The 21,667-nt window shown below is 68.2% G+C and carries 26 protein-coding genes and 1 pseudogene; 8 read left to right on the top strand and 19 right to left on the bottom strand.

The window, feature by feature from the left end; all coding sequences use genetic code 11:
* Nucleotides 1-116: 116 nt before the first annotated feature.
* Complete coding sequence (locus E3T37_RS10235) at nt 117-854, top strand: hypothetical protein (protein ID WP_134366682.1); 738 nt, start codon at nt 117-119, stop codon at nt 852-854.
* The gene (locus E3T37_RS16850; RefSeq protein ID WP_166787095.1) at nt 851-1,027 is read left to right on the top strand and encodes a hypothetical protein; all 177 of its coding nucleotides are present in this window, start codon (nt 851-853) and stop codon (nt 1,025-1,027) included. The genes E3T37_RS10235 and E3T37_RS16850 overlap by 4 nt, the downstream gene beginning before the upstream one ends.
* 19 nt (nt 1,028-1,046) lie before the next feature.
* On the opposite strand, the gene E3T37_RS10240 is transcribed toward E3T37_RS16850, so the two are convergent.
* From E3T37_RS10240 to E3T37_RS10255, 4 genes are all read right to left on the bottom strand, one after another.
* Nucleotides 1,047-2,006 carry a thioredoxin domain-containing protein gene (locus E3T37_RS10240; RefSeq protein ID WP_134366683.1) on the bottom strand — a complete coding sequence of 320 codons (960 nt, stop codon included), beginning with the start codon at nt 2,004-2,006 and terminating at the stop codon, nt 1,047-1,049.
* A gap of 24 nt (nt 2,007-2,030) precedes the next feature.
* Nucleotides 2,031-2,450, bottom strand: a complete 420-nt coding sequence (nusB, locus tag E3T37_RS10245; protein WP_134366684.1) for a transcription antitermination factor NusB — start codon at nt 2,448-2,450, stop codon at nt 2,031-2,033.
* The gene (efp, locus tag E3T37_RS10250; protein ID WP_134366685.1) at nt 2,450-3,010 is read right to left on the bottom strand and encodes an elongation factor P; all 561 of its coding nucleotides are present in this window, start codon (nt 3,008-3,010) and stop codon (nt 2,450-2,452) included. The genes nusB and efp overlap by 1 nt, the downstream gene beginning before the upstream one ends.
* Nucleotides 3,011-3,111: 101 nt before the next feature.
* The gene (locus tag E3T37_RS10255; RefSeq protein WP_134366686.1) at nt 3,112-3,609 is read right to left on the bottom strand and encodes a type II 3-dehydroquinate dehydratase; all 498 of its coding nucleotides are present in this window, start codon (nt 3,607-3,609) and stop codon (nt 3,112-3,114) included.
* 153 nt (nt 3,610-3,762) lie between these two features.
* Here E3T37_RS10255 and E3T37_RS10260 point away from each other — a divergent pair, with 153 nt between their 5' ends.
* On the top strand, nt 3,763-5,052 hold the full coding sequence (locus E3T37_RS10260) for an HNH endonuclease signature motif containing protein (RefSeq protein WP_134366687.1): 1,290 nt from the start codon (nt 3,763-3,765) through the stop codon (nt 5,050-5,052).
* Between the two features lie 120 nt (nt 5,053-5,172).
* Here the strand turns inward: E3T37_RS10260 and E3T37_RS10265 are convergent, their stop codons facing one another.
* Nucleotides 5,173-6,231 (bottom strand): nitronate monooxygenase family protein, encoded by a 1,059-nt coding sequence (locus E3T37_RS10265; RefSeq protein WP_134366688.1) that lies wholly within the window; start codon nt 6,229-6,231, stop codon nt 5,173-5,175.
* A gap of 135 nt (nt 6,232-6,366) precedes the next feature.
* Between E3T37_RS10265 and E3T37_RS10270 the strand changes: the two genes are divergently transcribed.
* Nucleotides 6,367-7,212 (top strand): SDR family oxidoreductase, encoded by an 846-nt coding sequence (locus E3T37_RS10270; RefSeq protein WP_134366689.1) that lies wholly within the window; start codon nt 6,367-6,369, stop codon nt 7,210-7,212.
* Nucleotides 7,213-7,218: 6 nt separating this feature from the next.
* Here E3T37_RS10270 and E3T37_RS10275 read toward each other — a convergent pair whose 3' ends face one another.
* Nucleotides 7,219-7,596 carry a hypothetical protein gene (locus E3T37_RS10275; RefSeq protein ID WP_134366690.1) on the bottom strand — a complete coding sequence of 126 codons (378 nt, stop codon included), beginning with the start codon at nt 7,594-7,596 and terminating at the stop codon, nt 7,219-7,221.
* Between the two features lie 208 nt (nt 7,597-7,804).
* On the opposite strand from E3T37_RS10275, the gene E3T37_RS10280 reads away from it, so the two are divergent.
* Nucleotides 7,805-8,488 (top strand): hypothetical protein, encoded by a 684-nt coding sequence (locus tag E3T37_RS10280; RefSeq protein WP_134366691.1) that lies wholly within the window; start codon nt 7,805-7,807, stop codon nt 8,486-8,488.
* Nucleotides 8,489-8,677: 189 nt separating this feature from the next.
* On the opposite strand, the gene E3T37_RS10285 is transcribed toward E3T37_RS10280, so the two are convergent.
* The 3 genes from E3T37_RS10285 to E3T37_RS10295 all read right to left on the bottom strand — a co-directional run bounded on the left by E3T37_RS10285 (nt 8,678) and on the right by E3T37_RS10295 (nt 10,495).
* A complete protein-coding gene (locus tag E3T37_RS10285; RefSeq protein WP_134366692.1) occupies nt 8,678-9,172 on the bottom strand; it encodes a DUF6325 family protein in 495 nt (164 codons plus the stop codon).
* Nucleotides 9,173-9,318: 146 nt separating this feature from the next.
* The gene (locus E3T37_RS10290) at nt 9,319-9,816 is read right to left on the bottom strand and encodes a histidine phosphatase family protein (RefSeq protein ID WP_134366693.1); all 498 of its coding nucleotides are present in this window, start codon (nt 9,814-9,816) and stop codon (nt 9,319-9,321) included.
* Nucleotides 9,809-10,495: a hypothetical protein gene (locus E3T37_RS10295; protein ID WP_134366694.1), complete on the bottom strand. Its 687-nt coding sequence runs from the start codon at nt 10,493-10,495 to the stop codon at nt 9,809-9,811. The genes E3T37_RS10290 and E3T37_RS10295 overlap by 8 nt, the downstream gene beginning before the upstream one ends.
* Before the next feature lie 421 nt (nt 10,496-10,916).
* On the opposite strand from E3T37_RS10295, the gene E3T37_RS10300 reads away from it, so the two are divergent.
* The 3 genes from E3T37_RS10300 to E3T37_RS10305 are packed head-to-tail and all read left to right on the top strand — an operon-like array spanning nt 10,917 to nt 11,930.
* Nucleotides 10,917-11,303 (top strand): hypothetical protein, encoded by a 387-nt coding sequence (locus E3T37_RS10300; protein WP_134366695.1) that lies wholly within the window; start codon nt 10,917-10,919, stop codon nt 11,301-11,303.
* Nucleotides 11,300-11,425 carry a hypothetical protein gene (locus E3T37_RS17635; RefSeq protein WP_255572812.1) on the top strand — a complete coding sequence of 42 codons (126 nt, stop codon included), beginning with the start codon at nt 11,300-11,302 and terminating at the stop codon, nt 11,423-11,425. Before E3T37_RS10300 ends, E3T37_RS17635 begins: the two co-directional genes overlap by 4 nt.
* Nucleotides 11,426-11,480: 55 nt before the next feature.
* Nucleotides 11,481-11,930 (top strand): hypothetical protein, encoded by a 450-nt coding sequence (locus E3T37_RS10305; RefSeq protein ID WP_134366696.1) that lies wholly within the window; start codon nt 11,481-11,483, stop codon nt 11,928-11,930.
* Here the strand turns inward: E3T37_RS10305 and E3T37_RS10310 are convergent.
* The 10 genes and pseudogenes from E3T37_RS10310 to ruvX all read right to left on the bottom strand — a co-directional run bounded on the left by E3T37_RS10310 (nt 11,908) and on the right by ruvX (nt 21,665).
* Nucleotides 11,908-12,375, bottom strand: a complete 468-nt coding sequence (locus tag E3T37_RS10310; RefSeq protein WP_134366697.1) for a hypothetical protein — start codon at nt 12,373-12,375, stop codon at nt 11,908-11,910. The two genes, E3T37_RS10305 and E3T37_RS10310, sit on opposite strands and share 23 nt — an antisense overlap.
* Nucleotides 12,376-12,480: 105 nt before the next feature.
* Nucleotides 12,481-12,890: pseudogene (locus E3T37_RS10315) on the bottom strand (DUF779 domain-containing protein).
* Nucleotides 12,891-13,006: 116 nt separating this feature from the next.
* Nucleotides 13,007-14,530, bottom strand: a complete 1,524-nt coding sequence (locus E3T37_RS10320) for an aldehyde dehydrogenase family protein (RefSeq protein WP_134366698.1) — start codon at nt 14,528-14,530, stop codon at nt 13,007-13,009.
* An 81-nt stretch (nt 14,531-14,611) separates the two neighbouring features.
* Nucleotides 14,612-15,982 carry a transcriptional regulator gene (locus E3T37_RS10325; protein WP_134366699.1) on the bottom strand — a complete coding sequence of 457 codons (1,371 nt, stop codon included), beginning with the start codon at nt 15,980-15,982 and terminating at the stop codon, nt 14,612-14,614.
* A gap of 76 nt (nt 15,983-16,058) precedes the next feature.
* A complete protein-coding gene (aroB, locus tag E3T37_RS10330) occupies nt 16,059-17,180 on the bottom strand; it encodes a 3-dehydroquinate synthase (protein ID WP_134366700.1) in 1,122 nt (373 codons plus the stop codon).
* Between the two features lie 11 nt (nt 17,181-17,191).
* Complete coding sequence (locus tag E3T37_RS10335; protein WP_134366701.1) at nt 17,192-17,776, bottom strand: shikimate kinase; 585 nt, start codon at nt 17,774-17,776, stop codon at nt 17,192-17,194.
* A 2-nt stretch (nt 17,777-17,778) separates the two neighbouring features.
* A complete protein-coding gene (gene aroC / locus E3T37_RS10340) occupies nt 17,779-18,987 on the bottom strand; it encodes a chorismate synthase (protein WP_134366702.1) in 1,209 nt (402 codons plus the stop codon).
* Nucleotides 18,988-18,992: 5 nt separating this feature from the next.
* Nucleotides 18,993-19,874, bottom strand: coding sequence for a shikimate dehydrogenase (locus E3T37_RS10345; RefSeq protein WP_134366703.1), 882 nt, complete (start codon nt 19,872-19,874; stop codon nt 18,993-18,995).
* Nucleotides 19,867-21,192 (bottom strand): endolytic transglycosylase MltG, encoded by a 1,326-nt coding sequence (mltG, locus tag E3T37_RS10350; RefSeq protein ID WP_134366704.1) that lies wholly within the window; start codon nt 21,190-21,192, stop codon nt 19,867-19,869. The genes E3T37_RS10345 and mltG overlap by 8 nt, the downstream gene beginning before the upstream one ends.
* Nucleotides 21,189-21,665 carry a Holliday junction resolvase RuvX gene (gene ruvX / locus E3T37_RS10355; RefSeq protein WP_134366705.1) on the bottom strand — a complete coding sequence of 159 codons (477 nt, stop codon included), beginning with the start codon at nt 21,663-21,665 and terminating at the stop codon, nt 21,189-21,191. The genes mltG and ruvX overlap by 4 nt, the downstream gene beginning before the upstream one ends.
* Nucleotides 21,666-21,667 lie beyond the last annotated feature (2 nt).

Below are 21,667 nucleotides of genomic sequence, written 5' to 3' on the forward strand. Positions count from 1 at the left end.
TAACACCTCACGCCGCCTCCCCTGGCCGCGGTCCCCCTAGCAACGGGCGCCGGCCGCGGTTAAGCTACCGGCAACGATGGGCCAGACCCGGGAAAGGCTGCGGAGGGAGACCGACAATGTCGCCGACGGACGAGGCGTCACGACGAGGGGAAGCTCGGGGCCCGTCCCCGTTCGCCTCGGAGGTGGGCGCACCAGCCGGGCCGATCAGCCTGTTGCGGCGTCAGGAGATCGAGTCCGTGCAGCGCGAACTCGAGCTCCTGGCTCCCACCGAGGAGGCCCGGCTCGAGAGCGTGCACAAGTACCGGGACGCGGTATTCTCGCAGTATTTCCGGGACCGTCCGGTCTTCACCCTGACCTGGCCGGACAGCCTCTACATTCCGGCGGAGGCTGATTTCAAGAGGTACTGGTTCGTCGCGCCGCCGGGCGACCACCGGTACCGGTACCGGTGGTCGAACACGGAGAAGGGCCAGCCCGCCGGCAGTTCCGCCTCGGAGAAGGACGGCCGCCTGTTCAGCTGGGTCAACGTCTCCGCGCTGAACCCGAGCTACATCGGTTTCGCCGGTACCGGCGTCAGCATCACTCCCCGGGCCAGCCTCTCCACCGTCACCGTGAGCGCCGACATCGATCTCGTCACCGAAACCCGCTGGTGGCACATGCCCGGCACACCGGCCGGGTTCGCTCACTTCGCGTACCGCGGCACGGCCTATCTGGCCGGCTGGGAGATCGACCCGGTCACGGGCCAGTGGGAGCTCCTGGGCCATTCGGTTCACGCAGTCTGTTCAGGTTCAGCGAGAGCGGGCAGGGCGGGTCCGTCATCAATTCACAGCGGCAGGCGTTCACCGACCTGTCGGTGACGCTGCAGTTGCAGGGCTCGCACACCTACGCCATCGGCGTCGCGTTCGAGGCCGAGATCGCCTTCGACTGCCGCGATCACACGGGCCACCCCTACAAGAAGCAGCCGGGTGACGACATCCGCCCGTGGGCATCCATCGTCGGAAACGTCGCCAGCATCAGCGTCTCCACCTGACCCGGGTCAGGGCGCCGGGCTAGGAGACGGCGTTGGCGCCGAGGAAGGCGAGGAACTCGGCCGGGTCGGTGACGCTGCCGGAGTAGACGCTGCCGTTGACCAGTGCGGTGGGCGTGCCCTGAATCTGCGTGATGTCGGCATCCGGGATGGTGCCGGTGAGGGCCTGCTCCGTGTTGGCCTGGGACCAGGCCTGGTAGTCACCGGATGCGACGCACTCCGCGATGCTCGAACCGTCGCCGGCGAGGGCCACCAGCTCGTCGTCGCTGAGACCTTCGGTGTTCTCCGCGGGCTGGTTCGCGAACAGGGCGGCGAGGTAGTCGAGAGTGGCGTCGGGGTTCAGCGTGGCCTGGCAGGTCAGCGCGGCGGAGGCGCGGGACGAATACTCCGTGCCGAGGGAGGCGCGGTCGAGGAAGGTCAGCGAGTGCAGGCGCAGCGTGATGCTCCCATCGGCCACCAGGGCGGCGAGCTGGTCGCCGTTGGCCGTCTCGAACTGCTGACAGTACGGGCACATCGGGTCGAAGTAGACGTCGACCACGTCGGGGCCCGTGCCCACGACGAGGTACCCCGCGTCGAAGTTCGCCGCTCCGACCGTGCCGGTGGGGAGGCCGGCCCGGGGCGGGCTCGTTGCCTGCGACGTCGACCCGCCGGTGGATCCGTCGTGGGTTGCGGTTTTGAAGAATGCTCCCAGCGCCGCCGCGAACACGATCAACAGCACGACGCCGATGATCGTGGCGACGATGCCGGCGTAGCCGAGGATCAGGCCGGCGATGGCCAGGCCTCGCCCGCCTTCGCCGCGGCGCTTGATCTGGCCCAGCGCGATGTGCCCGGTGATCACGGCGGCGAGGGAGACGAAGAACGCCGACACCAGGGAGACGATCGCGAGCGTGTTCGTCTTGGGCCGCTGCGGGTACGGCTGTGAGCCGGGGACCGGAATGTAGGGAGCAGGCTCGTTCGACGGTTCGGGCGTGGTGCTGGTCATGCGGTCCCCCTGGCTGGCCGCGGGTTACGCGGTTGGTGCGGTTTGGGCGATGCGCCCGAGTAGTCCGTTGACGAAGCCGGCCGAGTCATCCGTCGACAGGATCTTGGCGGCCTCGACGGCCTCGTCGATGGCGACGGCGTGCGGAACGGCGTCGTTGAAGAGCACCTCCCAGATGCCGATGCGCAGGATCGCGCGGTCGATCACGGGCATGCGCTTGAGCGTCCAGCCCTGCGAGTACGTCTCGATCAGTTCGTCGATCTCGTCGCGGTGGTCCACCACGCCGTCGACGATCTCCCGCGCGTACAGCCAGGACGCCATCCGGGCCGGCTCGTTGGCCGCCCGCTGGGCTTCCAGGGCGAGGGACTCCGGGATGGTGATCTGCCGAACGTCGGCGATGTAGAGAATGTCGATCGCGCGCTTGCGCGCTTTAGTGCGCGCGCTCACTAGTTGACGCGGCCCAGGTAATCGCCGGTGCGGGTGTCTACCTTGACCCGGGTGCCCTGCTCGAGGAACAGCGGAACCTGGATCTGGAAGCCGGTTTCGACCGTGGCGGGCTTGGTGCCGCCGGTGGAGCGGTCACCCTGGAGGCCAGGCTCGGTGTAGGTGATTTCGAGCACGACGGATGCCGGCAGCTCGACGTAGAGCGGGTTGCCGTTGTGCAGGGCAATCGTCACGTTCTGGTTCTCGAGCATGAAGTTGGTGGCGTCGCCCACGACCAGGGCGGGGACGTGCAGCTGGTCGAAGTCGGAGACGTCCATGAAGACGTAGGAGTCGCCGTCCGCGTACAGGTACTGGAAGTCCTGGCGGTCGACGTTCTCGGTTTCGATCTTGGCGCCGGCGTTGAAGGTGCGGTCGACGGTCTTGCCCGTGACGACGTTCTTCAGCTTGGTGCGCACGAAGGCGCCACCCTTGCCGGGCTTGACGTGCTGGAAGTCGGTTACAGCCCAGAGCTGGCCGTCGATGTTGAGTACGACGCCATTTCGGATATCGGCGGTAGATGCCATGAAAAGGTGTTCCATTCAATTAGGAAGGTGCGCGGCCGAATCGGCCTCAAACAAGTGTAGTTGCCCCGGCCCTGTGAGCCAAAGGCTGCCGCGGCGGCAGGTCAGCGGGCTGTACCGGTGCTGTCGGTGCTGTCGGTGCTGTCGGTGCTGTCGGTGCTGTCGACCAGGGAACGGGTGATGAAGTCCAGGGCCAGGCGGTAGGAATTGAACCCGAAGCCGGCGATCACTCCCGTCGCGACGGCGCTGACCACGCTGGTGTGGCGAAAGGTCTCCCGGGCGTGCGGGTTGGACAGGTGCACCTCCACCAGGGTGAGGCCGGCCTTGGTGACGAGGGCGGCGGCATCCCGCAGCGCGTAGCTGTAGTGCGTGAACGCGGCCGGATTCAGGATCACCGGGATCCGCTCGTCGACGGCTTCGTAGAGCCAGTGGATCAGCTCGGCCTCATCGTCGGTCTGGCGCACATCGACGGTGACCCCGGCGGGTGCCGCCTGCACGAGGGTTGCCCGCAGTTGGTCGAGGTCAGCCGAACCGTAGACGTCGGGTTCGCGACTGCCGAGTCGTCCAAGGTTGGGGCCGTTCAGAACGAGGACTGTGGTCATCACCACAGCCTAGAGGCTCCCCTCGGTTCTCCACTGCACTCCGTGTTGCTTGTCGGGGTGCGACTTGTCCTCCACAATGTGGGTTTGATCAGGTTATCCACGGTGTCCACGGATGCCGGGGCCGTGTCGGTGGGTGCCCGTAGCGTGTTCCTCATGAAGCCAGCAGTGATCGAAGAGCGAGAGGCCATGGGCCGGCATTTCGACGCGATCAAAGACGCCCACAGTGAGGTTGCCCGGGCCCAGGCCAAGGTCGCTCGCCTGATCGAAGACGCCCGCAGATTCGGTCAGGCCATCGCCCACAACGCCGCCCGGATTCCGGGTGCCCGCTGGGACGCCCGGGAGGTGGCCGAGCGGGAGTTCTCCAGCGAACTGGCCTGCACGATCCGGGTGCCGCAGCGCACGGCGGAGAACCTGGTCGCGGAGAGCCGGGCCCTGGCCTGTGACCTCCCGGCGACCCGGGCCGCGCTCGCATCGGGCGAGATCAGCTACCAGCACGCCAAGGCGGTGATCAATCAGGCCTGGTCGGTTCCCGCAGAAGGGCGCGCGAAGTTCGAAGCGGCGGTACTCAAATCCGCGTCGACTCTCACCGCCTCGAAGCTGAAGTACAACGCGCGGATTCTGCGGGAGCGGTGGCACCCGGAGACGATCAAGGCGCGGCACCAGAAATCCGTGCAGGACCGGGCCGTGTTCTTCGAGCCCGAGCCGGACGGCATGGCGTCGCTCACCTTCTACGCCAGCGCGGAGAAGGCGCAGGCCGCGTACGAACGGGTGACGCTGATGGCCCTGAGCCTGCAGAGCAAGGAGGAGGAACGAACCCTGACCCAGTTGAAGGCGGACGTGTTCGAGGACCTCATCCTCGACGGGGTGACGCCGTCGGGACTCGGCAAGGGGATCCGCGGTTCGGTGAACATCACGGTCCCGGTGTTCAGTCTCATGGGTCTCAACGACGAACCGGCCCATCTGGAGGGTTACGGCCCGATCGACGCGGACACCGCGCGGCGGATCACAGCTGGGGCACCGAGCTTCACCCGGCTTCTCGTGCATCCGGAGACCGGGGTGGTGCTCTCGGTCGGCCGGGACCGGTACAAGGTGCCCAAAGACCTCAAGAAGTACCTGCGGGTGAGGGACGAGACCTGCCGGTTCCCCGGCTGCAACCGGTCGGCGGCGCATGCCGACCTTGACCATTCGCTGGACTGGCAGTTCAACGGGCTGACCGCCGAGGACAACCTCGCCCACCTGTGTCCGCCGTGCCATGCGCTGAAAAGCGAGACCGGGTGGAGCGTCAAGCACCTCGAATTGGGTGTTCTGGAGTGGATGTCACCGAGTGGGCGCTCGTTCATGACCGAGCCGGCCACGGTCATCCGTGCCGTGGCACCGGAACCGCCGCCGCAGCCTGCACCGGAATCTGTGCTCGATCCCGGCCCTGATCCCGCACCGTTCTGAGGGTTGCCCGACGCTGGCCTCGCCGTCAACGATTCCCACAGCGCGGCCCCCCTGCAACCTGAGCAGGATCCCGCGAACCCGGCAGCAGCGGATCCACCTCTGTTCGAGCAACCGGGTCAGTCACACGTCCCTTTCCGTTTCCGCGCCTGGCGCGAGGCGCGTCTCCTCCCACAGCCCCATCAGCACGTCCGAAGCAGGCCCGGTTTTCGCAGACCGGTATCCGGTGCCTGCCCAGAGCGCGAGTCCGTCCGGGTCGCCGCGCCGGCCGGCTGCCGCCCTAAGCCCCTTCGTGAGGTGGTGCACCTGGGGATAGGCCCGGGGTGCGGCGGCGTCGTGCTCGGTGATGAACGCGTTCAGCAGGCCGCGGGCGGGGCGGCCGGAGAACGCCCGCGTGATCACGGTCCGAGAGAATCGCGGGTCGGCGAACGCAGCCTGGTGCGACGGGTGGGCCCCTGACTCATCGGTGCGGAGGAACCCGGTTCCGAGTTGCACGGCGACCGCTCCCGACTCCCGGAGGGCGGCGATCTGCGCCCCGGAATGGATGCCGCCGGCTGCGACGATCGGCAGCCGGGAGACCTCACGGACGGCGGAGACCAGCTCGGCCAGCGGTACTGTCCCCGGCTCTTCAACCGGGGTGAACGTCCCTCGGTGGCCTCCCGCCTCCGTGCCCTGAACGCAGAGCGCGTCGATTCCTCGTTCCCCGGCGAGCGCTGCCTCCTGAACGGATGTGACCGTCGCAATCAGGTATGAGCCGGCAGCGCCCAGCTCCCGCACCCACTCGATCGGCGGCAGCCCGAAGGTGAAAGACACCACGGGGACCCGCAGCTCGGCGAGCAGGGCCAGCTTCTCGGGGAACCAGTCGTCATCCGCGACCCGGATCGGTGGCAGCTCCACACCGTATGCCCGCGCGGTCCCGGCCAGTTCATCACGGAAGGACTCAACTCCAGTCTGGTCAGTCAGCGGCGGCCCAGGAACGAACACGTTGACACCGAAGGGGCGATGCGTGCGTTGCCGCACCTCGATGATCTGCTGGGCCGTCGCATCCGGCGTCTTATATCCGGCGGCCAGGAACCCCAGCCCTCCCGCCTCGCCGACGCTGACGACGAGCTCAGGTGTGGACGCACCTCCCGCCATGGGCGCTGCGATGATCGGTATTCTCAGATCACTCCATGCAAACATGTTCCCCCGGGCCAGGCGGTTGCGGTGCACGGCCGGGCGAATGCGGCAGCCTGGGGGCAACCCCCGCTTCGATCATGGCATCCGCCGTCCCTTCAGTCCTGGAGAAGCTACCGTTAGACGGAACATTGGAGATCGATGACGATACTCATCGCAGGATGCGGCGACCTCGGCACGGAGGTCGGCCTGCGTTTCGCGGAGCTCGGCCACCACGTCGTGGGACTGCGCCGTCGAACAGAGCTGCTCCCCGCGGCCATCTCAGGCCAGTCGGTCGACCTCAGCAGGGAGAAGCCGGTCGTGCCGCCCGACACCGAGATCGTCATCGTCGCCCTCACCCCGGGCAGCCCCACCCCGGAGGCCTACCGCGCGGCCTACGTCGACGGCCTCCGCAACCTCCTCGACGGCCTGGACGACGCGCGGGTCACGCCGCACCGGTTCCTGCTGGTTTCCTCCACTGCCGTCTACGACGTGTCCGATGGCAGCTGGGTCGACGAGCAGACGCCGGCGAACCCCCGGCCCGGAACCGCCGCCATCCTGCTCGAAGCCGAACACTTGCTGCACTCGCGCATTCCCTCGGCGGTCGTGTTCCGGCTGGCCGGCGTCTACGGCCCCGGCCGGGAGCGTCTCATCACCCAGGTCAGGGAAGGCGGCGCCACCGTGTCCGCAAAGTCGCGGCACACGAACCGCATTCACCGAGACGACGCAGCGGCCGCGATCGTGCACCTGATGAGTCGCAACCAGTCGCCCGAACCCCTCTACCTCGGTGTGGACAACGCCCCGGTGGTAAGCCGGGAGGTGCTGAACTTCCTCGCCACCGAGCTCGGCCTGCCGCTGCCGGAAACCGTCGCGACCGAGAGCCACCGCGGCGGTGACAAGCGCCTCCGCAACCGGCTCCTGCTCGAGTCGGGTTTCGTCTTCACCTACCCGACCTATCAGCAAGGCTACCGGGCCGTCCTCGACGGCCGGGGGACGCGCCACCCCTGAGCGCCGCTACGGGTGAGGCGCGCGCCTGCGGTCCCTCAGATATCGGACCAACAGGTACATCGCACCGACAAGCGCCATCAGCCAGCCGATCGGATACGGCAGGATCAGCACTCCCCACCACATCGAACGCCCGCTCCCGCCGCCGATGCCGCCGACCGCGCTCAGTGCGAACAACGCCCCGACGCCGAACGCGATCAGGACCAGGACCCACAGAGAATAGAGCAGCACGGGTCGCTCTCGCTTGCCGAGAAACAGGCCGAACGCGACCAGGGCACTGCCGAGAAGGATGAGCAGGGAACCTTCCACCGGATCGACGGCTCCCAGCGCCATCCCGATCCCGCCGAGGGCGACGAGAATGCGCGACCAGAGCACACGTGCGGCCATGAAATCCTCCTCGATGCGAACGAGCCTGGGGTGTCGTCGTTCAATCTAGACCCGGCCGAGGGCCGCCGCTTCGGTGTGCGGCCCTGAGGACTTGACGCCAGATTTCGCCGCGGGTACCGTCTGCCTTCGAAAGGCCGGGACAACTGGTCGACGACTGGTCGGCGGCAACGACCAGAAAGACCTGGCCGTGCGGAACAGGAGGGCCGAAATGCGCTCACTTCGCCTGATCTCACTGCCCCTGATCGTGCTGGGCAGCGCACTCGTGCTCGTCACCGGCTGCACCGCGCAGTCGTCCGCACCGTCGACCACTGGCAGCGGGTCCGCCCCCACCGACCAGGTCGTGGTTCGCCCCGTCTCCCAGGCCGGTCTGCCCGCGGCCGGGTTCACCGTCACGGACGACTCCGCTGTCACGGTCGATTGCGGAACCACCCCGACGAATGCGCGGCCCTCCCTGGTCGCCGTCGACGACAACATCCTCAGCTGCGCCCCCTCCAGCGTCTACGCCGTCGCCTGCTGGAAGGACGCCTCCCCCGGCTCCGTGCTCTGCTTCCGGGACCCGTGGAAGGTCGACCTGGCCAGGATGACGAGCAAGGGCGATCTCCCCACGGTCCCCGCACCACCGGCCGCGCAACCCCTCGGCCTGCTGCTCGCCGACGGTGAACGGTGTCTGATGCGCAGCGGCGGCGTCTGGAACAACCTGGCCCAGTACCCCGGCTGGTACGGGACCTACTCGTGCACGGGTGGAGATGCCGTCTGGGCCGGCAGCGCAGACGGCATTGACCGGTCCTCGCCACGCTGGTCCGTCCAGGTGGCCCCCCTCTCCGGCACCGGGCCGCTCCACACTCGTGACGTCGTCAAGGCCTACGTCGTCGGCACGGCTCCGAGCAACTGAACCCCGGATCAGCAGGCTTCGGATCAGCGCCGATCGCGCCTGTCGTCACGACGGTCGCTGCGGCGGTCGACACCGTGGGCGACACCGTGGGCGACCACAGCAGCGGTACCGACAACGGCCGCGGTTCGTGCGATCGGTGCGTGACCGACCACTCCCGGACGGCCGACTCTTCTGCGTGCAATGGGCATGTCAGATCCCTTCCAGGTCGTCTGTTTCATCTGCCCGGTCTGCCTCAAGCGCCGCCAGGAGCGTCTGGGTCGGGATGCGCCCGCTCGCGATGAGCTGGCCGCCGGCCCGCCGGACCGCGGAACCGAACGGAGCAGCCCAGAGGTTCTCCCAGACCAGGAGGGCAGCGCTGCTGCCCGGTTCGACGGCTTCGGCGACGGCCGTCACATCGTCTTCGCTGAGGAGCGTCGCGAGAGCGGTCTCAAAGGAACGCAATTCGCCCAACTCCGCCTCCTCGAGGTCCTCGATTTCAAACACTTCGAGGGCGCCATCGGCATCTTTTCTGATGATCAACAGGTCGAGCACCCGCACCACGCCCTGTTCGACCAACGACGCGATTTCGGGTCCGATGGAGCCGTTGAACCGGCTGCCCGGGAACTCCACGACGATCCAGTCGACCGGGCCGAGGGTGTCCTCCGGCTCCGCTCCGGCCGCTTCAATATCGACGATTTCGGTCATGGGCATTCCTTTCGCATCGAGGGCGAAGGCGGCGGTCACAACCCGTTCACATCCCGTTGTCCGCCCTTTTCGTCGTAGTGGCATGTACGCCGACGACAGTACACTTCCTCGCGGATCTCAGCTGAACCGCGGGGTTGAGCGGGCCATCAGCGACCGGACAGGCCCCGAGGCGGCCGTCCCAATGCGCGCAGGCTCGCGGAGACGCTCCCGGCGGCCGACCAGGGGCCCATCCAGCCGATCACCGCGAGGGCTGACGTCTTCATCGGGACGAACTCTCCGGTGAGAAGTGACACGAGGCCCTCGAAGCCGGGGTTGTGCCCGACCAGAACGACGCTTTCGACGTCGTCGGGCAGGTCTCGAACGACGGCGAGGAGCTCACCCGCGGAAGCGGCGTACACCCGATCGTCGATCCGCGTCTCCGGCGTGGTGTCCAACTCAGCCGAGGCCAGCTCCCACGTGCTGCGAGCCCGGGTCGCCGGTGACACGACGGCGAGATCGAGGTCGCCCACGTTATCGGCCAGCCAGCGCCCAGCTGAAGGCGCCTGATGCAGCCCGCGACCGGCCAGCGGCCGGTCGACGTCAGATCCGGGGCCGGACCAGTCCGACTTGGCGTGTCGCAGCAGGATCAGGGTGCGTTCAGTCATCCGCGGGCACGGATGTCTCCACCGGGGCCGCCTGAACCAGCACGAGCGCTCGGGGCTCGGCCTGGCCCGACCAGGTGCCGCTGAGCACCTCCTGTGAGCTGAATGCGCGCATCGTTGCTCCCGGGGCGCCGAGCACGCGGAGGACGACGAGGCGAAGATCACTCGCTTCCACCACGGTCCTTCCCTGCTCAGACCGGGTGGACACCCGTGTGCCCGCGGGCACCACGGGCACGGATGCGGCCGGCGTCCCGCTTCCGACGACAAACGCCGTCGGCTCCCGCACGACCCGCTCGCCGTCGATGTCGATGTGAAGCTGGGCCTGGCCGCCGCTCGTGAGCGCCGCCGTCGCCACCGCGGTCAGGTAGGCCGGGTCGCCGGCCCCGTCGTACACCCACCGCCGGCCGAGCACCGAGTGAGCCATGGTGCCGATGAGCCACTCGTCTGCGCCCTCGAGCTCCGCCCCGCGGTAGGTCAGGGGAACCTGTAGCAGTGGGCCGTCCCCTGCGCGGACAAGTATTGTCTCGATTCCCACCTCGCCGGCGGGATCGTCGAAGCGGAATGACCCGACGTTCGAGAAGGTCGCACCGGCGCTCCCCGCAAACCACGGCTGGGTGGGAGCCCACGCCTCGATGAGTTCGATCTTGGACGGCCTCAACTCGGCCTGATACAGGAGTGCCATACGGTCGATATTAGAACACTGAGGTCTGCGAGGACACTGAGGTCTGCGAGGACGGCCGCCGGACCCAGCTAGACCGTCACCCGCGCGCAATCCTCTTGGCCCGTTCCGGGAGTCGGCGGCACACTCAGGGTATGGATTCCTCCCCCGATTATCTGAGCGCCCCCTACTGTCCCGATTGTCTGGGGCCGACGGAAGCCATCCTCGGCGCGTGGTGGTGCATCGACTGCCGCGTCATGCTCCACCCGGGCGAGAAGGGCGCCTGAGACCGACGCCCTGAACGCTCACAGCGGCGACATCTGATGGTTGACAGGCCATGACCGCGTCGGTACCGTCACCAACGGGTTTTGCGGGGCGATGACCTCGGACTCACCGAGGGCGTCCAGCACTCACCCAAAACACTCAACCACGGAGGTACCCGAAAATGTCTAAAGAAAAAGAGCCGGTATTCCTCTTCCTCGGCGTATGTGACGATCCGGAGATCGCCAAGGACGACCTTGAGGTCGTGCGTGACATGCACGATGCCAAGGTCATCGGCACCTACGACGCCGCAATCGCCACCAAGGAGGCTGAAGGCAGCGTGACGATCAAGAGGTCGGAGACGAGGCACGCGGGCTGGACGGGAGTCGCCGCGGGGGCCGTGGTCGGCCTGCTGTTTCCGCCCTCGATCATCGGGATGACGGCGGCCGGCGGTGCGGCCGGCGGCCTGATCGGTTCACTCGCGCGCTGTCCCGCAACGACGTCAAGGAACTCGGGGAAGCCCTCGATTCCGGTCAAGCGGCGCTCATCATCATCGGCAAGGAGGAGGTGACCGCGGAACTCCAGAAGGCCGGAATCCGTGCCGACAAGCGAACCGAGAAGCAACTCGACGTTGATGCCGAAGAACTCCAGACCCAACTGGCCCAGGCGGCCACGGAGATGGACACGCACTGAGGTTGCCGGGCCGGCGACGCTGAGGCGGACGTGGGAGACCCGGGATGGAGACACCGTGACCGATACCGTTCCACGACGCACGACGAGTCCCGTCGCGCGCAAAGCGGGGTTCGCAATTGCGATCGCGGTCAACGCCGTGATTCTGTATCTGGTCAACGCCTGGCCGGGGTGGCAGTCCGTCCCTTTCCTCACCCCGGAAACCAGCCAGGTGCTGGGCATCTTCAATCTTTCCCTGATCGTCGGCATCATCGTGAACGCCGTGTATCTGGTGCTCGACCTCCCCCCGATCAGGGCGTTGGGCGATCTGATCACCCTGGGAATCGGTCTCGCCGTGCTGGTCGGCCTGTGGGAGGTCTTCCCGTTCGACTTCCAGGACTATTCCTTCGACTGGACCGTGCTCATCCGGGCGGTCCTGATCGCGGCCATGGTCGGCACCGGAATCGGCCTGATCGTTCAGCTCGTGCTGCTGATCCGCAGCATCTTCACACCCGGTTTCGCGCCCTGACCGAGGGCTCACCTGGCGGGGCTGCCGCTCCAGCCGAAGGGCCGGTGACGAGTTCGCAGACCCCCTCGTCGTGGGCGACGAACATGCCCGTGATTCGGACCACCTTGCCGAACGAAACGCTGAGCTCTCGTGCCCAGGCCTGGTCGGGGGCGGTGAGGGCGGCCGCGCCGGGACGCTCCAGGGTCAGGATGACGCTGCCTCCGGGCCCGTGGCAGCGCAGTACCTCGGTGATCGCCGCAGCCATCCCGGTGACGCTACCCGGATCCGGCCGGAGGGGGATCCCGTCCACGGGGATCAGGAGGGGGATCTGCCATCCCTGGGCATCGAGCATCATGAACCAGAGCTGCCGGCGGATGGCGTGGCCGATCAGGTCGGCGACTCGCTCCCTGGCCTCGGTCATCGTGGTCACGGGAGCGGCGTCTTCGATTCGGAGTGGGCTGGTCATGTGCACCAGAGTGCCCGAGCGTGGAGGCCTGGGGCGGGTCTGCACAGGCTCAGGTCGGCCGTCGGGCCTGGGGAGGAATCCCCGCCAGGGCCGCCGGGCAACCGGTTACCCGAACGACTCCATCAGCCGGGATCGCAGCAGAAACCTCACGCCCCGCGGGGCCTCGACGGAGAAGCCGCCGCCACGGCCGGGCACCACGTCGACGCTGAGGAAGGTGTGGCTCCAGTACTCGAACTGCTCGGCAGACATCCAGAAATCGATCACGCGTGGTTCCGTTGCGGACGGCGCGATGTCCAGCCGGCCGAGGAGCACATCCCGGTCGGAGGTGATGAACTCCCCCGCCGGGTAGCTCAGGGCGAGGAACCGTCGCAGCAGCCCCCCGACTGGTGGAACATGAGCGGCCCGTGTTCGTCCCAGAGGCTCCGCACTAGTTCGACCGCGACCGGGGTCAACTCCACCCGAGCACTGGTTTCCCCCGGGATGGTGATCGATGCGATGACGCTTTCCTGCGGCATGGCCGTTCCCTTCTGATCGGTCGAGTCCTGGGGCGGAGGACCACCGGCCATTGCTCGTCGCGGCGGTCCCCCGCATGCTCCGGGTGGGCCCGGGCTGTTCGAATACGGCGTGCGGTTTAGAAGAAGCCCAGCGCGTCCTCGGAGTACGACACCAGCAGGTTCTTCGTCTGCTGGTACGCGCCGAGCGCGAGCTTGTTGTTCTCCCGGCCGATCTCCGAGCTCTTGTAACCGCCGAATGACGCTCCGGCGGGGTAGGCGTGATAGTTGTTCACCCAGACCCGGCCGGCCTGGATGTCCCGGCCGGCCTTGTAGGCGATGTTGCCGTTGCGGGACCAGACACCGGCGCCGAGCCCGTAGAGGGTGTCGTTGGCGATCGAGATGGCGTCGTCGTAGTCGGTGAAGCTCGTCACTGCGAGCACCGGGCCGAAGATCTCCTCCTGGAAGAGGCGCATCTTGTTGTGTCCCTCGAAGATGGTCGGTTCCACGTAGTAGCCTCCGCTGATCTCGCCGCCGAGGTCGACCCGTTCGCCGCCGAGGGCCAGCTTCGCGCCCTCCTTCTTGCCGATGTCGATGTAGGACAGGATTTTCTCGAGCTGGTCGTTGCTGGACTGCGCGCCGACCTGCGTGTTCGTGTCGAGCGGGTTGCCCTGGATCGCCTTGCGGGTGCGTTCGACGGCGTCGCCGAGGAAGTCGTCGTAGATCGGCTTCTGCAGCAGCGCCCGGCTGGGGGCCGTGCAGACCTCGCCCTGGTTGAACGCGAACAGCACGAAGCCTTCCTGGGCCTTGTCGTAGAAGGCGTCCTTTTCCTGGGCGACGTCGCTGAAGAAGATGTTGGGGTTCTTTCCGCCGAGTTCCATGGTCGACGGGATGATGTTGGCGCTCGCGTACTGCATGATCAGGCGCCCGGTCGAGGTCTCCCCCGTGAACGCGATCTTCCGGATCCGCGACGACGAGGCGAGCGGTTTGCCGGCCTCGATGCCGAACCCGTTGACGACGTCGAGCACTCCCGGAGGCAGGATGTCGCCGTCCAGTTCGATCAGCACCAGGATCGACACCGGGGTCTGCTCGGCCGGCTTGAGCACGATCGCGTTGCCGGCTGCCAGGGCCGGGGCCAGCTTCCAGACGGCCATCAGGAGCGGGAAGTTCCACGGGATGATCTGCCCGACGACGCCGAGCGGCTCGTGGAACTGGTACGAGACCATGTCGCCGTTCAGCTCAGCGTGCTCGCCGTCCTGGGCCCGGATCGCCGAGGCGAAGTACCGGAAGTGGTCCGAGGAGAGCGGGAGGTCGGCGTTCAAGGTCTCCCGGACCGGCTTCCCGTTCTCCCAGGTCTCGGCGACGGACAGCAGTTCGAGGTTGGCGTCGATGATGTCGGCGATCTTGTTCAGGATGGCCGCGCGCTCGGTCGACGAGGTTTTCCCCCAGGCCGGCGCGGCCCTGTGGGCGGCATCCAGTGCCAGCTCGATGTCTTCGGCGGTTCCGCGGGCGACCTCGGCGAATGGTTTTCCGTTGACGGGCGAGATGTCCTCGAAGTACTGGCCCTGGACGGGCTTCACCCACTCGCCGCCGATCCAGTTCTCATAGCGGGGTTTGAAGGTGACTAGGGCGCCCGGGGTTCCGGGGTTGGAATAGACGGTCATGATCTCTCCTCGTCGACGACGTTGTCGGTGGGGTCCGCCTGCTGCGGACCTGGCCTTGAGCCTAGGAAGGAGAACGTTGCTTCAGCGTTGCGGGATCTTGCGAGGCTCGGCCTCGGTGCCCCTCTGCTGCATTTCGGCGTCGATCCGCTTGAGCCGGGCCACGACGGATGCCCGTTTCGGCGACCGGGCCGGCAACAGTTCGAGGCAGGCCCGCCAGACCTCGCTGTCATAGGTGGCCTCGTCGGTGCGCGCGTACTCGAGCAGCAACTCGGCGGAGGCGTCGCTGAGCATGGCTTCGCGCAGTCTGGCCGAGACCTCGGTGCGGATCTCGATGATGCCGGGCGCGCTGGAACCGGGCAGCACCGGTCCGCGGTAGGCGCCCAGGGCGACCCGGTGCGCGCCCCGCTCGAGGAAGGCGAGCACCCGCTGGGCGTCGAGCTCGAGAGGGGTCTCGAGGCGGTAGGGGCGGGAGGCGATGCCGATCCGGGGGCTGGTCTGTTCCAGCACCTTCCGCAGCCGCACCATTTCGGCCCTGAGGTTGTCGACCCCGTTCGCCTGGTCGGTGAGCAGCAGCGACAACCGGTCGGCCGAGAGCCCGTCCCGGTTCCACGCCAGCAGGGTCAGAATTTCGGCGTGGCGCGGGCTGACCTCCCCGGCGCCGCCGTCGTTCTCCAGTTGACCGTGGTCCCGGCCGAGCACCTCCAACCGGGCCGGAGAGGTGCGCACCGGGGGTGCCGGCAGCGCCCGGCCGAAGAACCGCGCCACCGTGGGCGCCGCCGCGGAGGCGCTCAGGCGCTGGATGCGCAGTTCCGCCTCCATCGCGGCGACGGCCGCCTCCACCAGCGGGAGGGTCTGGGGGGCCACCGCCTCGGCTCCGCCGGTGATGTCGATGACGCCGAGGATGTCACCGGAGTCCGGGTCGTGGATGGGCACGGCGGTGCAGCTCCACGGATGCGCGAGGTGGTTGAAGTGCTCGGCGCGCTGGATCTGGATGCCGTGGTCGAGGGCCAGGGCCGTTCCCGGAACGCTCGTGCCGACCCGTCGCTCCGACCGGTCGGAGCCCTCGACGAACAGCATCCCCTCGGCACGCCGGCGCACCTCCCGGTCGCCGTCGATCCAGAGCAGCCGGCCGAATTCGTCCCCGATCGCCACGATCAGCCCGGAATCGAAGGAGTGACGGATCAGCAGGTTGTGAACCACGGCCAGGACGGACGCCAGGGGGTGCTGGTCTCGTTTGTCCCGCAGTTCGTCGAACGTGAGCTCCCGCTCCGGGGCGAGCCTCGACGGGTCGAGTCGCAGTGACAGGGACCGGTCCCAGGATTCCTGCACCAGCTTGCGCACACCCGGCCGCGCCACCTTGTCCAGGACCGCGGCCTCGTGCGCCCGCGCCAGCTTGACGAAGCTGCCCTCGCTCAGATCCGACGCAGAACCAACGGTCCACGGACTCGTCATGCAACCTTTGAACAACTGTGGTCAGGGGCGATCGGGATGTACCCGGATCAGACGTCAGTATAGGCGCAGCACCCGGTCAGGAGCCGATCTCCTGGTAGGCGGCGAACAACAGCGAGGCGTCGGGGCCTTCGAGCACGGTGGGCTTGCCGATGTCGTCCAGGACGATGAAACGCAGCATGCCGCTGCGCGTCTTCTTGTCGCGCTGCATGGTCGCGAGCAGGGTGCTCCACCGCCCGACCGGGTAGGTGGTCGGCAGGGTGAGCGATTCCAGGATGCTGCGGTGCCGGTCCACGGCCGCGTCCGACAGGCGCCCGCTCAGCCGGGCGACCTCGGCGGCGAACATCATGCCCACCGCGACGGCGGCACCGTGACGCCATCCGTAGCGTTCCGCGTGCTCGATCGCGTGACCGAGGGTGTGCCCGTAGTTCAGGATCTCCCGCAGTCCGGACTCCTTGAAGTCCTGCCCGACGACCTCGGCCTTCATCCCGATCGCAAGCTCGAGCACACGCCGGAACTGCGGCGTGGCCGGGTCGGTGACGGCCGCGACATCCGCTTCGACGATGTCGAGGATCTCGGGCAGCTGGATGAAGCCGGCCTTCACGATCTCGGCGAAGCCGGCCAGGATCTCGTTGCGCGGGAGGTCGGCCAGGGTGTCCAGGTCGCAGATCACGGCGGCCGGGGCGTAGAACGTGCCGACGAGGTTCTTGCCCTCGGCGGTGTTGATGCCGTTCTTGCCGCCGACGGCCGCGTCGACCATGGCGAGTACGCTTGTCGGGATCTGCACCAGGCGAACCCCGCGCAGCCAGGTGGCGGCCACGAAACCGGCCAGGTCGGTGACGGCGCCGCCGCCGAAGCCGATCACGGCGTCGGTCCGGCTGAAGTCGGCCTGGCCCATCACCTGCCAGCAGAATGCCGCCACCTCGACCCGCTTGGCGCCCTCCGCGTCGGGCACCTCCGCGATCAGCACCTCGTACCGGCCGAGCAGGCTCTCGCGCAGGGCGGCCGCGCGGGCACCGAGGTGGGAGGTGTGCACGATCAGCACCTTGGCCACCTTCGGGCCGAGCTGTTCCACGACCTCGTCCAGGAGGTTCCGGCCCACGAACACGGGGTAGCTGTCGACTCCGTTCACCGTGATCACAGTGGTGGCGGGCTCGACGCTTTCAGGGGAGGTGTTTTTTGATTCTGTATTTTCAGACACGATGGCTCCGGTCACGTTCTCGTTGTGGTCCAGGTCACGACGGCATCGGCAATGGCGTCCAACGGACGGTGCGATGTGTCGAAGCGGATGCTGGCCAGCGCCTCGTAGGTGGGGCGCCGCTGGTTGTAGATGCGTTTCCAATCGGCGATGCCGCCCCGCAGCAGGGGGCGTTTGCCGCCGCCGAGCCGTCTGCGCACGGCCTGGGCCGACACGCTCAGGTAGACGACGCTGCAGCGGGCCAGGTCCGCCTGCGTGTCGGGGTCGAGCACGGCTCCCCCGCCGAGGGACACGACGGCTTTCTCGGTCAGCGCCTGCGCCACCACCTCGCGTTCGAGGGCACGAAAGTGCTCCTCACCGTGCTGCTCGAAGATCTCCTTGATCGCACCGTGGTCCGCGACGATACGCGCGTCGGTGTCGACGAACGGCACGTCGAGGGTGCGGGCCACGAGACGGCCGATCCGGGTCTTCCCGGCGGCCATCGGACCGATGAACACGAGCGGGAACAGCGGTTTGGCTGGATGCTGCTGCTCCTGGTGCTGCTGCTCCTGGTGCTGCTGCTTCTGGTGCTGCTGCGTCGGCTTCGCTGCATCCCGCATTACTACAGGGAGGCGTCGCTGGACGCGCTCGTCTTGAGGTTCGCCGGGATGTGGGCCAGGTACGACTCCAGGTTGCGACGGGTTTCCTCGATCGAGTCCCCGCCGAATTTCTCCAGGACCGAGTTCGCGAGCACGAGAGCCACCATCGCCTCCGCCACCACGCCGGCCGCCGGGACAGCACAGACGTCGGAGCGCTGGTGGTGAGCGGGCGCCGCCTCACTCGTCGTCACATCCACCGTGCGGAGGGCCCGCGGGATGGTCGCGATGGGTTTCATGCCGGCCCGCACGCGCAGCACGGTCCCGGTGCTCATGCCGCCCTCGGTGCCGCCGGCCTTGTCGCTGACCCGCTGGATGCGGCCGTCGGACTGGACAAGCTCGTCGTGGGCGTCCGAGCCGCGCCTGGTCGTGGTGAGGAAGCCGTCGCCGACCTCGACACCCTTGATCGCCTGGATGCCCATCAGCGCGGCAGCCAGTTGCGAGTCGAGCCGGCGGTCCCAGTGCACGAAGGAGCCGAGCCCGGGAGGAAGGTTGTAGGCGAGCACCTCGACGACGCCGCCGAGGGTGTCGCCCTCCTTGTGCGCCAGGTCGACTTCGGCCACCATCCGGGCGGAGGTGGCCTCGTCGAAGCAGCGCAGCGGGTCATCATCGAGGGCGTCCACGTCTCCCGGAACGGGGAGCGGGGCGTCGTCCGGCACCCGCACCGGTCCGATGGACAGCGTGTGACTGACCAGGCCGATGCCCAGTTCCGACAGGAAAGAACGCGCGATCGCGCCGAGGGCGACGCGGGCGGCGGTCTCTCGGGCGCTGGCGCGCTCGAGCACAGGGCGGGCCTCGTCGAAACCGTACTTCTGCATGCCGGCGAGGTCGGCGTGACCGGGCCGGGGCCGGGTCAGGGGCGCGCCGCGGCCTCGACCGCTGGGCGTCTCCTTCGGAACGTCGGGGCTCATCACGTCGACCCACTTGGGCCATTCGGTGTTGCCGATGCGCAGGGCGACCGGTCCGCCCAGGGTGAGCCCGTAGCGCACACCACCGGAGATGTTGAGTTCGTCCTGCTCGAACTTCATCCGCGCGCCTCGGCCGTAGCCGAGTTTGCGGCGCGCGAGATCGAGGCGGATCGCATCAAGAGTGACCGGGATTCCAGCGGGCAAACCCTCGACAATGGCGATGAGTTCGGGGCCGTGGGACTCTCCGGCAGTGAGCCAACGAAGCATGCCCACTATCCTGTCACAGCCTGTCCGGTCAGGGCGCCGCGCATGGCCTGCAGCACGGCGTCCTCGCCGGGAAGCGGTTCGAACGGATCGCCCGAACGGAATATGCGCACCTGGATCAGGGCCTGGTGCAGCAGCATCCCCTGCCCGGATGACACGCTGCCTCCCGCAAAGGCCCACGACCGGGCAAGTTCGCTCGGCCACGGCGAGTAGCTCACATCGAAGAGCGGCGCCCGGCGGCGCAGGTCGGCGGGGAATTCGCCGCCGAGGGCGGTCCCGCCCGGAAGGGTGCTGATCACGAGTTCGCTGTGCCGGCTCGGATCGGCGAGATCCGCGAGCTCCCCGACGGTCACGACCACGCCGAGGCTGCGGCCCAGCTCGATCAGGTCGGCCGCCTTCGCCGGGGTTCGCACCAGGACGTCGACCGATTCGGCGCCCAGGTCCGCCGCCGCGACGAGAGCGGACGCCCCCGTGGCGCCGGCGCCGAGCACGGTCACGTGGTCGGCCCGACGCACCCCGGCTTCGGCCAGAGCGCGTACCAGGCCGGGGACATCCGTGTTGAAACCCTGCAGGGTCCGACGGCCGTCGGCCTGGCCGAACAGCACGGTGTTCACCGAACCGGTCTGGGCTGCCACCCGGTCGACGCCGTCCAGGAGCGGGAGGATCTCGTGCTTGAGGGGCATGGTGAGGGAGAGGCCCAGCCAGTCGGCGTCCAGCGAGCCGACGAAGGAGGCCAGCCCGTCGGCGGTGACCTCGACCGTGTTGTATCTCCAGTCCAGCATGAGCGCCCGGTAGGCGGCCCGGTGCAGCGCCGGTGACAACGAGTGCGCGATCGGCGACCCCAGCACCGCGAGGCGCCGGGGGGCAACGGATGCCGCGTGCCTAGCCATATTCGGGGTGCTCGTCCATCCAGGCCAGCCACTTGGCGACCGCCGCGTCATGCTCCGCCGCCGTGGCGGAGAAGATCGTTTCGCCGGTGTCGAGGTTCCAGGTCACGAAGTAGAGCCAGGGGCCGTCGGCCGGGTGCACGGCGGCGTCGATCGCGGCGTCGCCCGGGTTGGAGATCGGCCCGATCGGCAGGCCGGGGTGCTGGTAGGTGTTGTAGGGGTTGGCGGGGTCGCCCCGCTCGGCGTCCGTCGTGGTCACGCGGTGGGTCTCCCCGGTGCCGTAGGCGACGGTGGCGTCGGACTGGAGCAGCCCGGTTTCCCACTGCGCCGGGTCGAGCCGGTTCAGGAACACCCGGGAGACCTTGTAGTAGTCCTCGGTCAGGCCGGCTTCGCGCTGGATCAGGGAGGCCAACACGATGGTCTTCCAGCGGTTCTCCGGAGCCACCCCGGCGTCGTCGAGGGCCTGGAACTGACGATCGACGAGGGTCTTGATCGCGTCCGCGGCCGACAGTTCGGGCGCGAAGGTGTAGGTGGCCGGGAACAGGAAGCCCTCGAGGGAGGTCGCCTCGGCCGGAAGCCCGTAGGCGACGACGTCCTTGGCGGCGGCCTTCAGGTCGGCCAGCGGGATGCTGGTGCCTTCGGAGACCAGCTGGAGCACGTCCACCGCGGCGGTGCCCTCGGGAATCACGACGGTTTGCTCGAGCTTGCTGGCGGGGTCGAGCAGCGCGTCGAGGGCCGCGCGGCCGCTCATCTTGCTGGCCAGCCGGTAGGCGCCGGGCTGGAACACCGGCGCGGGCGACTCCTTCAGGAGCAGGGAGTAGAAGGCCTCATAGCTCTTCACCACGTCCTGGTCGACGAGGGAGTCTGCCACGTCCTGCCCGGTTTCGCCGTCATGGATCATCACCACGACCTTCGAGGTGCCCTTCCCGGCGTAGTCTGCGGGCCCCTGCACGGCCGCGACGATCTTCGAGAGGGGTTCCTGCAGCAGCAGGACGCCGCCAGCCAGCAACGCGACCACGACCAGGGTGATGATCAGCCCGACCCAGGCGCCCCGCCGCCTCTTCTTCCGCGGCGGTTCGGTGCCGAGCTGGGTGCGCCGGCTGGAACGCGTGCCCGGCTGCTGCGATTCCCGCAGGGCCCGGCGCGACGGTACCGTCGGCGACGCGGATGCGTTCGCTCCCGGAACGGCGGGGTCGCGGGGCGCGCTGGCGCTGGTGTTCACGCCGCCGCTGCTGTTCACGCAGCCACTGAGCAGGGCGTCCCAGCCCGACGGCGTGACTTCGACCGGCACTCTGTCGGGATCAGCGGGGGGATTCGTCACTGTGGCGGCCCTTCGGTCGGAGCCACCGCCGAGCCGGGTGGCGTTCCCAGAGCACGTTCGGTGTCGAGGGCATGTTGAAGAATTATAGTGGCGGCGACCTGATCGACCACTGGGCGCTGGGTCCTGGCCTTGCGCCCGGCGGCGCGCAGCACCGACTGGGCGGCGACCGTGGACAGGCGCTCGTCGACCAGTCGCACCGGGATCGACAGGGTCCGGGCGAGCAACTCTGCGAAACCCACCGCGTCGTTGGTCGATGCTGTCCGGTTTCCGGACAGCGCCAGGGGCAGGCCGACCACGACCTCGATGGCGTCGAGCTCTGCCACCACGGCCGCGATCCGCACCACGTCCAGGCTGCCGGACTGGTCGCGACTCACGGTCTCGACCGGCGTCGCCAGCATGCCGTGCGGGTCGCTTCGGGCGAGCCCGATCCGCGCTGTCCCGACGTCGACTCCCACTCTCACGCCGTGACGCATGC

It is taken from the genome of Cryobacterium sp. TMT2-10 (assembly GCF_004403075.1).
GTDB lineage: Bacteria > Actinomycetota > Actinomycetes > Actinomycetales > Microbacteriaceae > Cryobacterium > Cryobacterium shii.

Coding starts and splice junctions, on each gene's coding strand:
- E3T37_RS10235 (WP_134366682.1), top strand. CDS start 117: ATGTCGCCGACGGACGAGGCGTCACGACGAGGGGAAGCTCGGGGCCCG.
- E3T37_RS10240 (WP_134366683.1), bottom strand. CDS start 2,006: ATGACCAGCACCACGCCCGAACCGTCGAACGAGCCTGCTCCCTACATT.
- efp (WP_134366685.1), bottom strand. CDS start 3,010: ATGGCATCTACCGCCGATATCCGAAATGGCGTCGTACTCAACATCGAC.
- E3T37_RS10255 (WP_134366686.1), bottom strand. CDS start 3,609: ATGACCACAGTCCTCGTTCTGAACGGCCCCAACCTTGGACGACTCGGC.
- E3T37_RS10260 (WP_134366687.1), top strand. CDS start 3,763: ATGAAGCCAGCAGTGATCGAAGAGCGAGAGGCCATGGGCCGGCATTTC.
- E3T37_RS10265 (WP_134366688.1), bottom strand. CDS start 6,231: ATGTTTGCATGGAGTGATCTGAGAATACCGATCATCGCAGCGCCCATG.
- E3T37_RS10270 (WP_134366689.1), top strand. CDS start 6,367: ATGACGATACTCATCGCAGGATGCGGCGACCTCGGCACGGAGGTCGGC.
- E3T37_RS10275 (WP_134366690.1), bottom strand. CDS start 7,596: ATGGCCGCACGTGTGCTCTGGTCGCGCATTCTCGTCGCCCTCGGCGGG.
- E3T37_RS10280 (WP_134366691.1), top strand. CDS start 7,805: ATGCGCTCACTTCGCCTGATCTCACTGCCCCTGATCGTGCTGGGCAGC.
- E3T37_RS10285 (WP_134366692.1), bottom strand. CDS start 9,172: ATGACCGAAATCGTCGATATTGAAGCGGCCGGAGCGGAGCCGGAGGAC.
- E3T37_RS10290 (WP_134366693.1), bottom strand. CDS start 9,816: ATGACTGAACGCACCCTGATCCTGCTGCGACACGCCAAGTCGGACTGG.
- E3T37_RS10295 (WP_134366694.1), bottom strand. CDS start 10,495: ATGGCACTCCTGTATCAGGCCGAGTTGAGGCCGTCCAAGATCGAACTC.
- E3T37_RS10300 (WP_134366695.1), top strand. CDS start 10,917: ATGTCTAAAGAAAAAGAGCCGGTATTCCTCTTCCTCGGCGTATGTGAC.
- E3T37_RS10310 (WP_134366697.1), bottom strand. CDS start 12,375: ATGACCAGCCCACTCCGAATCGAAGACGCCGCTCCCGTGACCACGATG.
- E3T37_RS10320 (WP_134366698.1), bottom strand. CDS start 14,530: ATGACCGTCTATTCCAACCCCGGAACCCCGGGCGCCCTAGTCACCTTC.
- E3T37_RS10325 (WP_134366699.1), bottom strand. CDS start 15,982: ATGACGAGTCCGTGGACCGTTGGTTCTGCGTCGGATCTGAGCGAGGGC.
- E3T37_RS10335 (WP_134366701.1), bottom strand. CDS start 17,776: ATGCGGGATGCAGCGAAGCCGACGCAGCAGCACCAGAAGCAGCAGCAC.
- aroC (WP_134366702.1), bottom strand. CDS start 18,987: ATGCTTCGTTGGCTCACTGCCGGAGAGTCCCACGGCCCCGAACTCATC.
- E3T37_RS10345 (WP_134366703.1), bottom strand. CDS start 19,874: ATGGCTAGGCACGCGGCATCCGTTGCCCCCCGGCGCCTCGCGGTGCTG.
- ruvX (WP_134366705.1), bottom strand. CDS start 21,665: ATGCGTCACGGCGTGAGAGTGGGAGTCGACGTCGGGACAGCGCGGATC.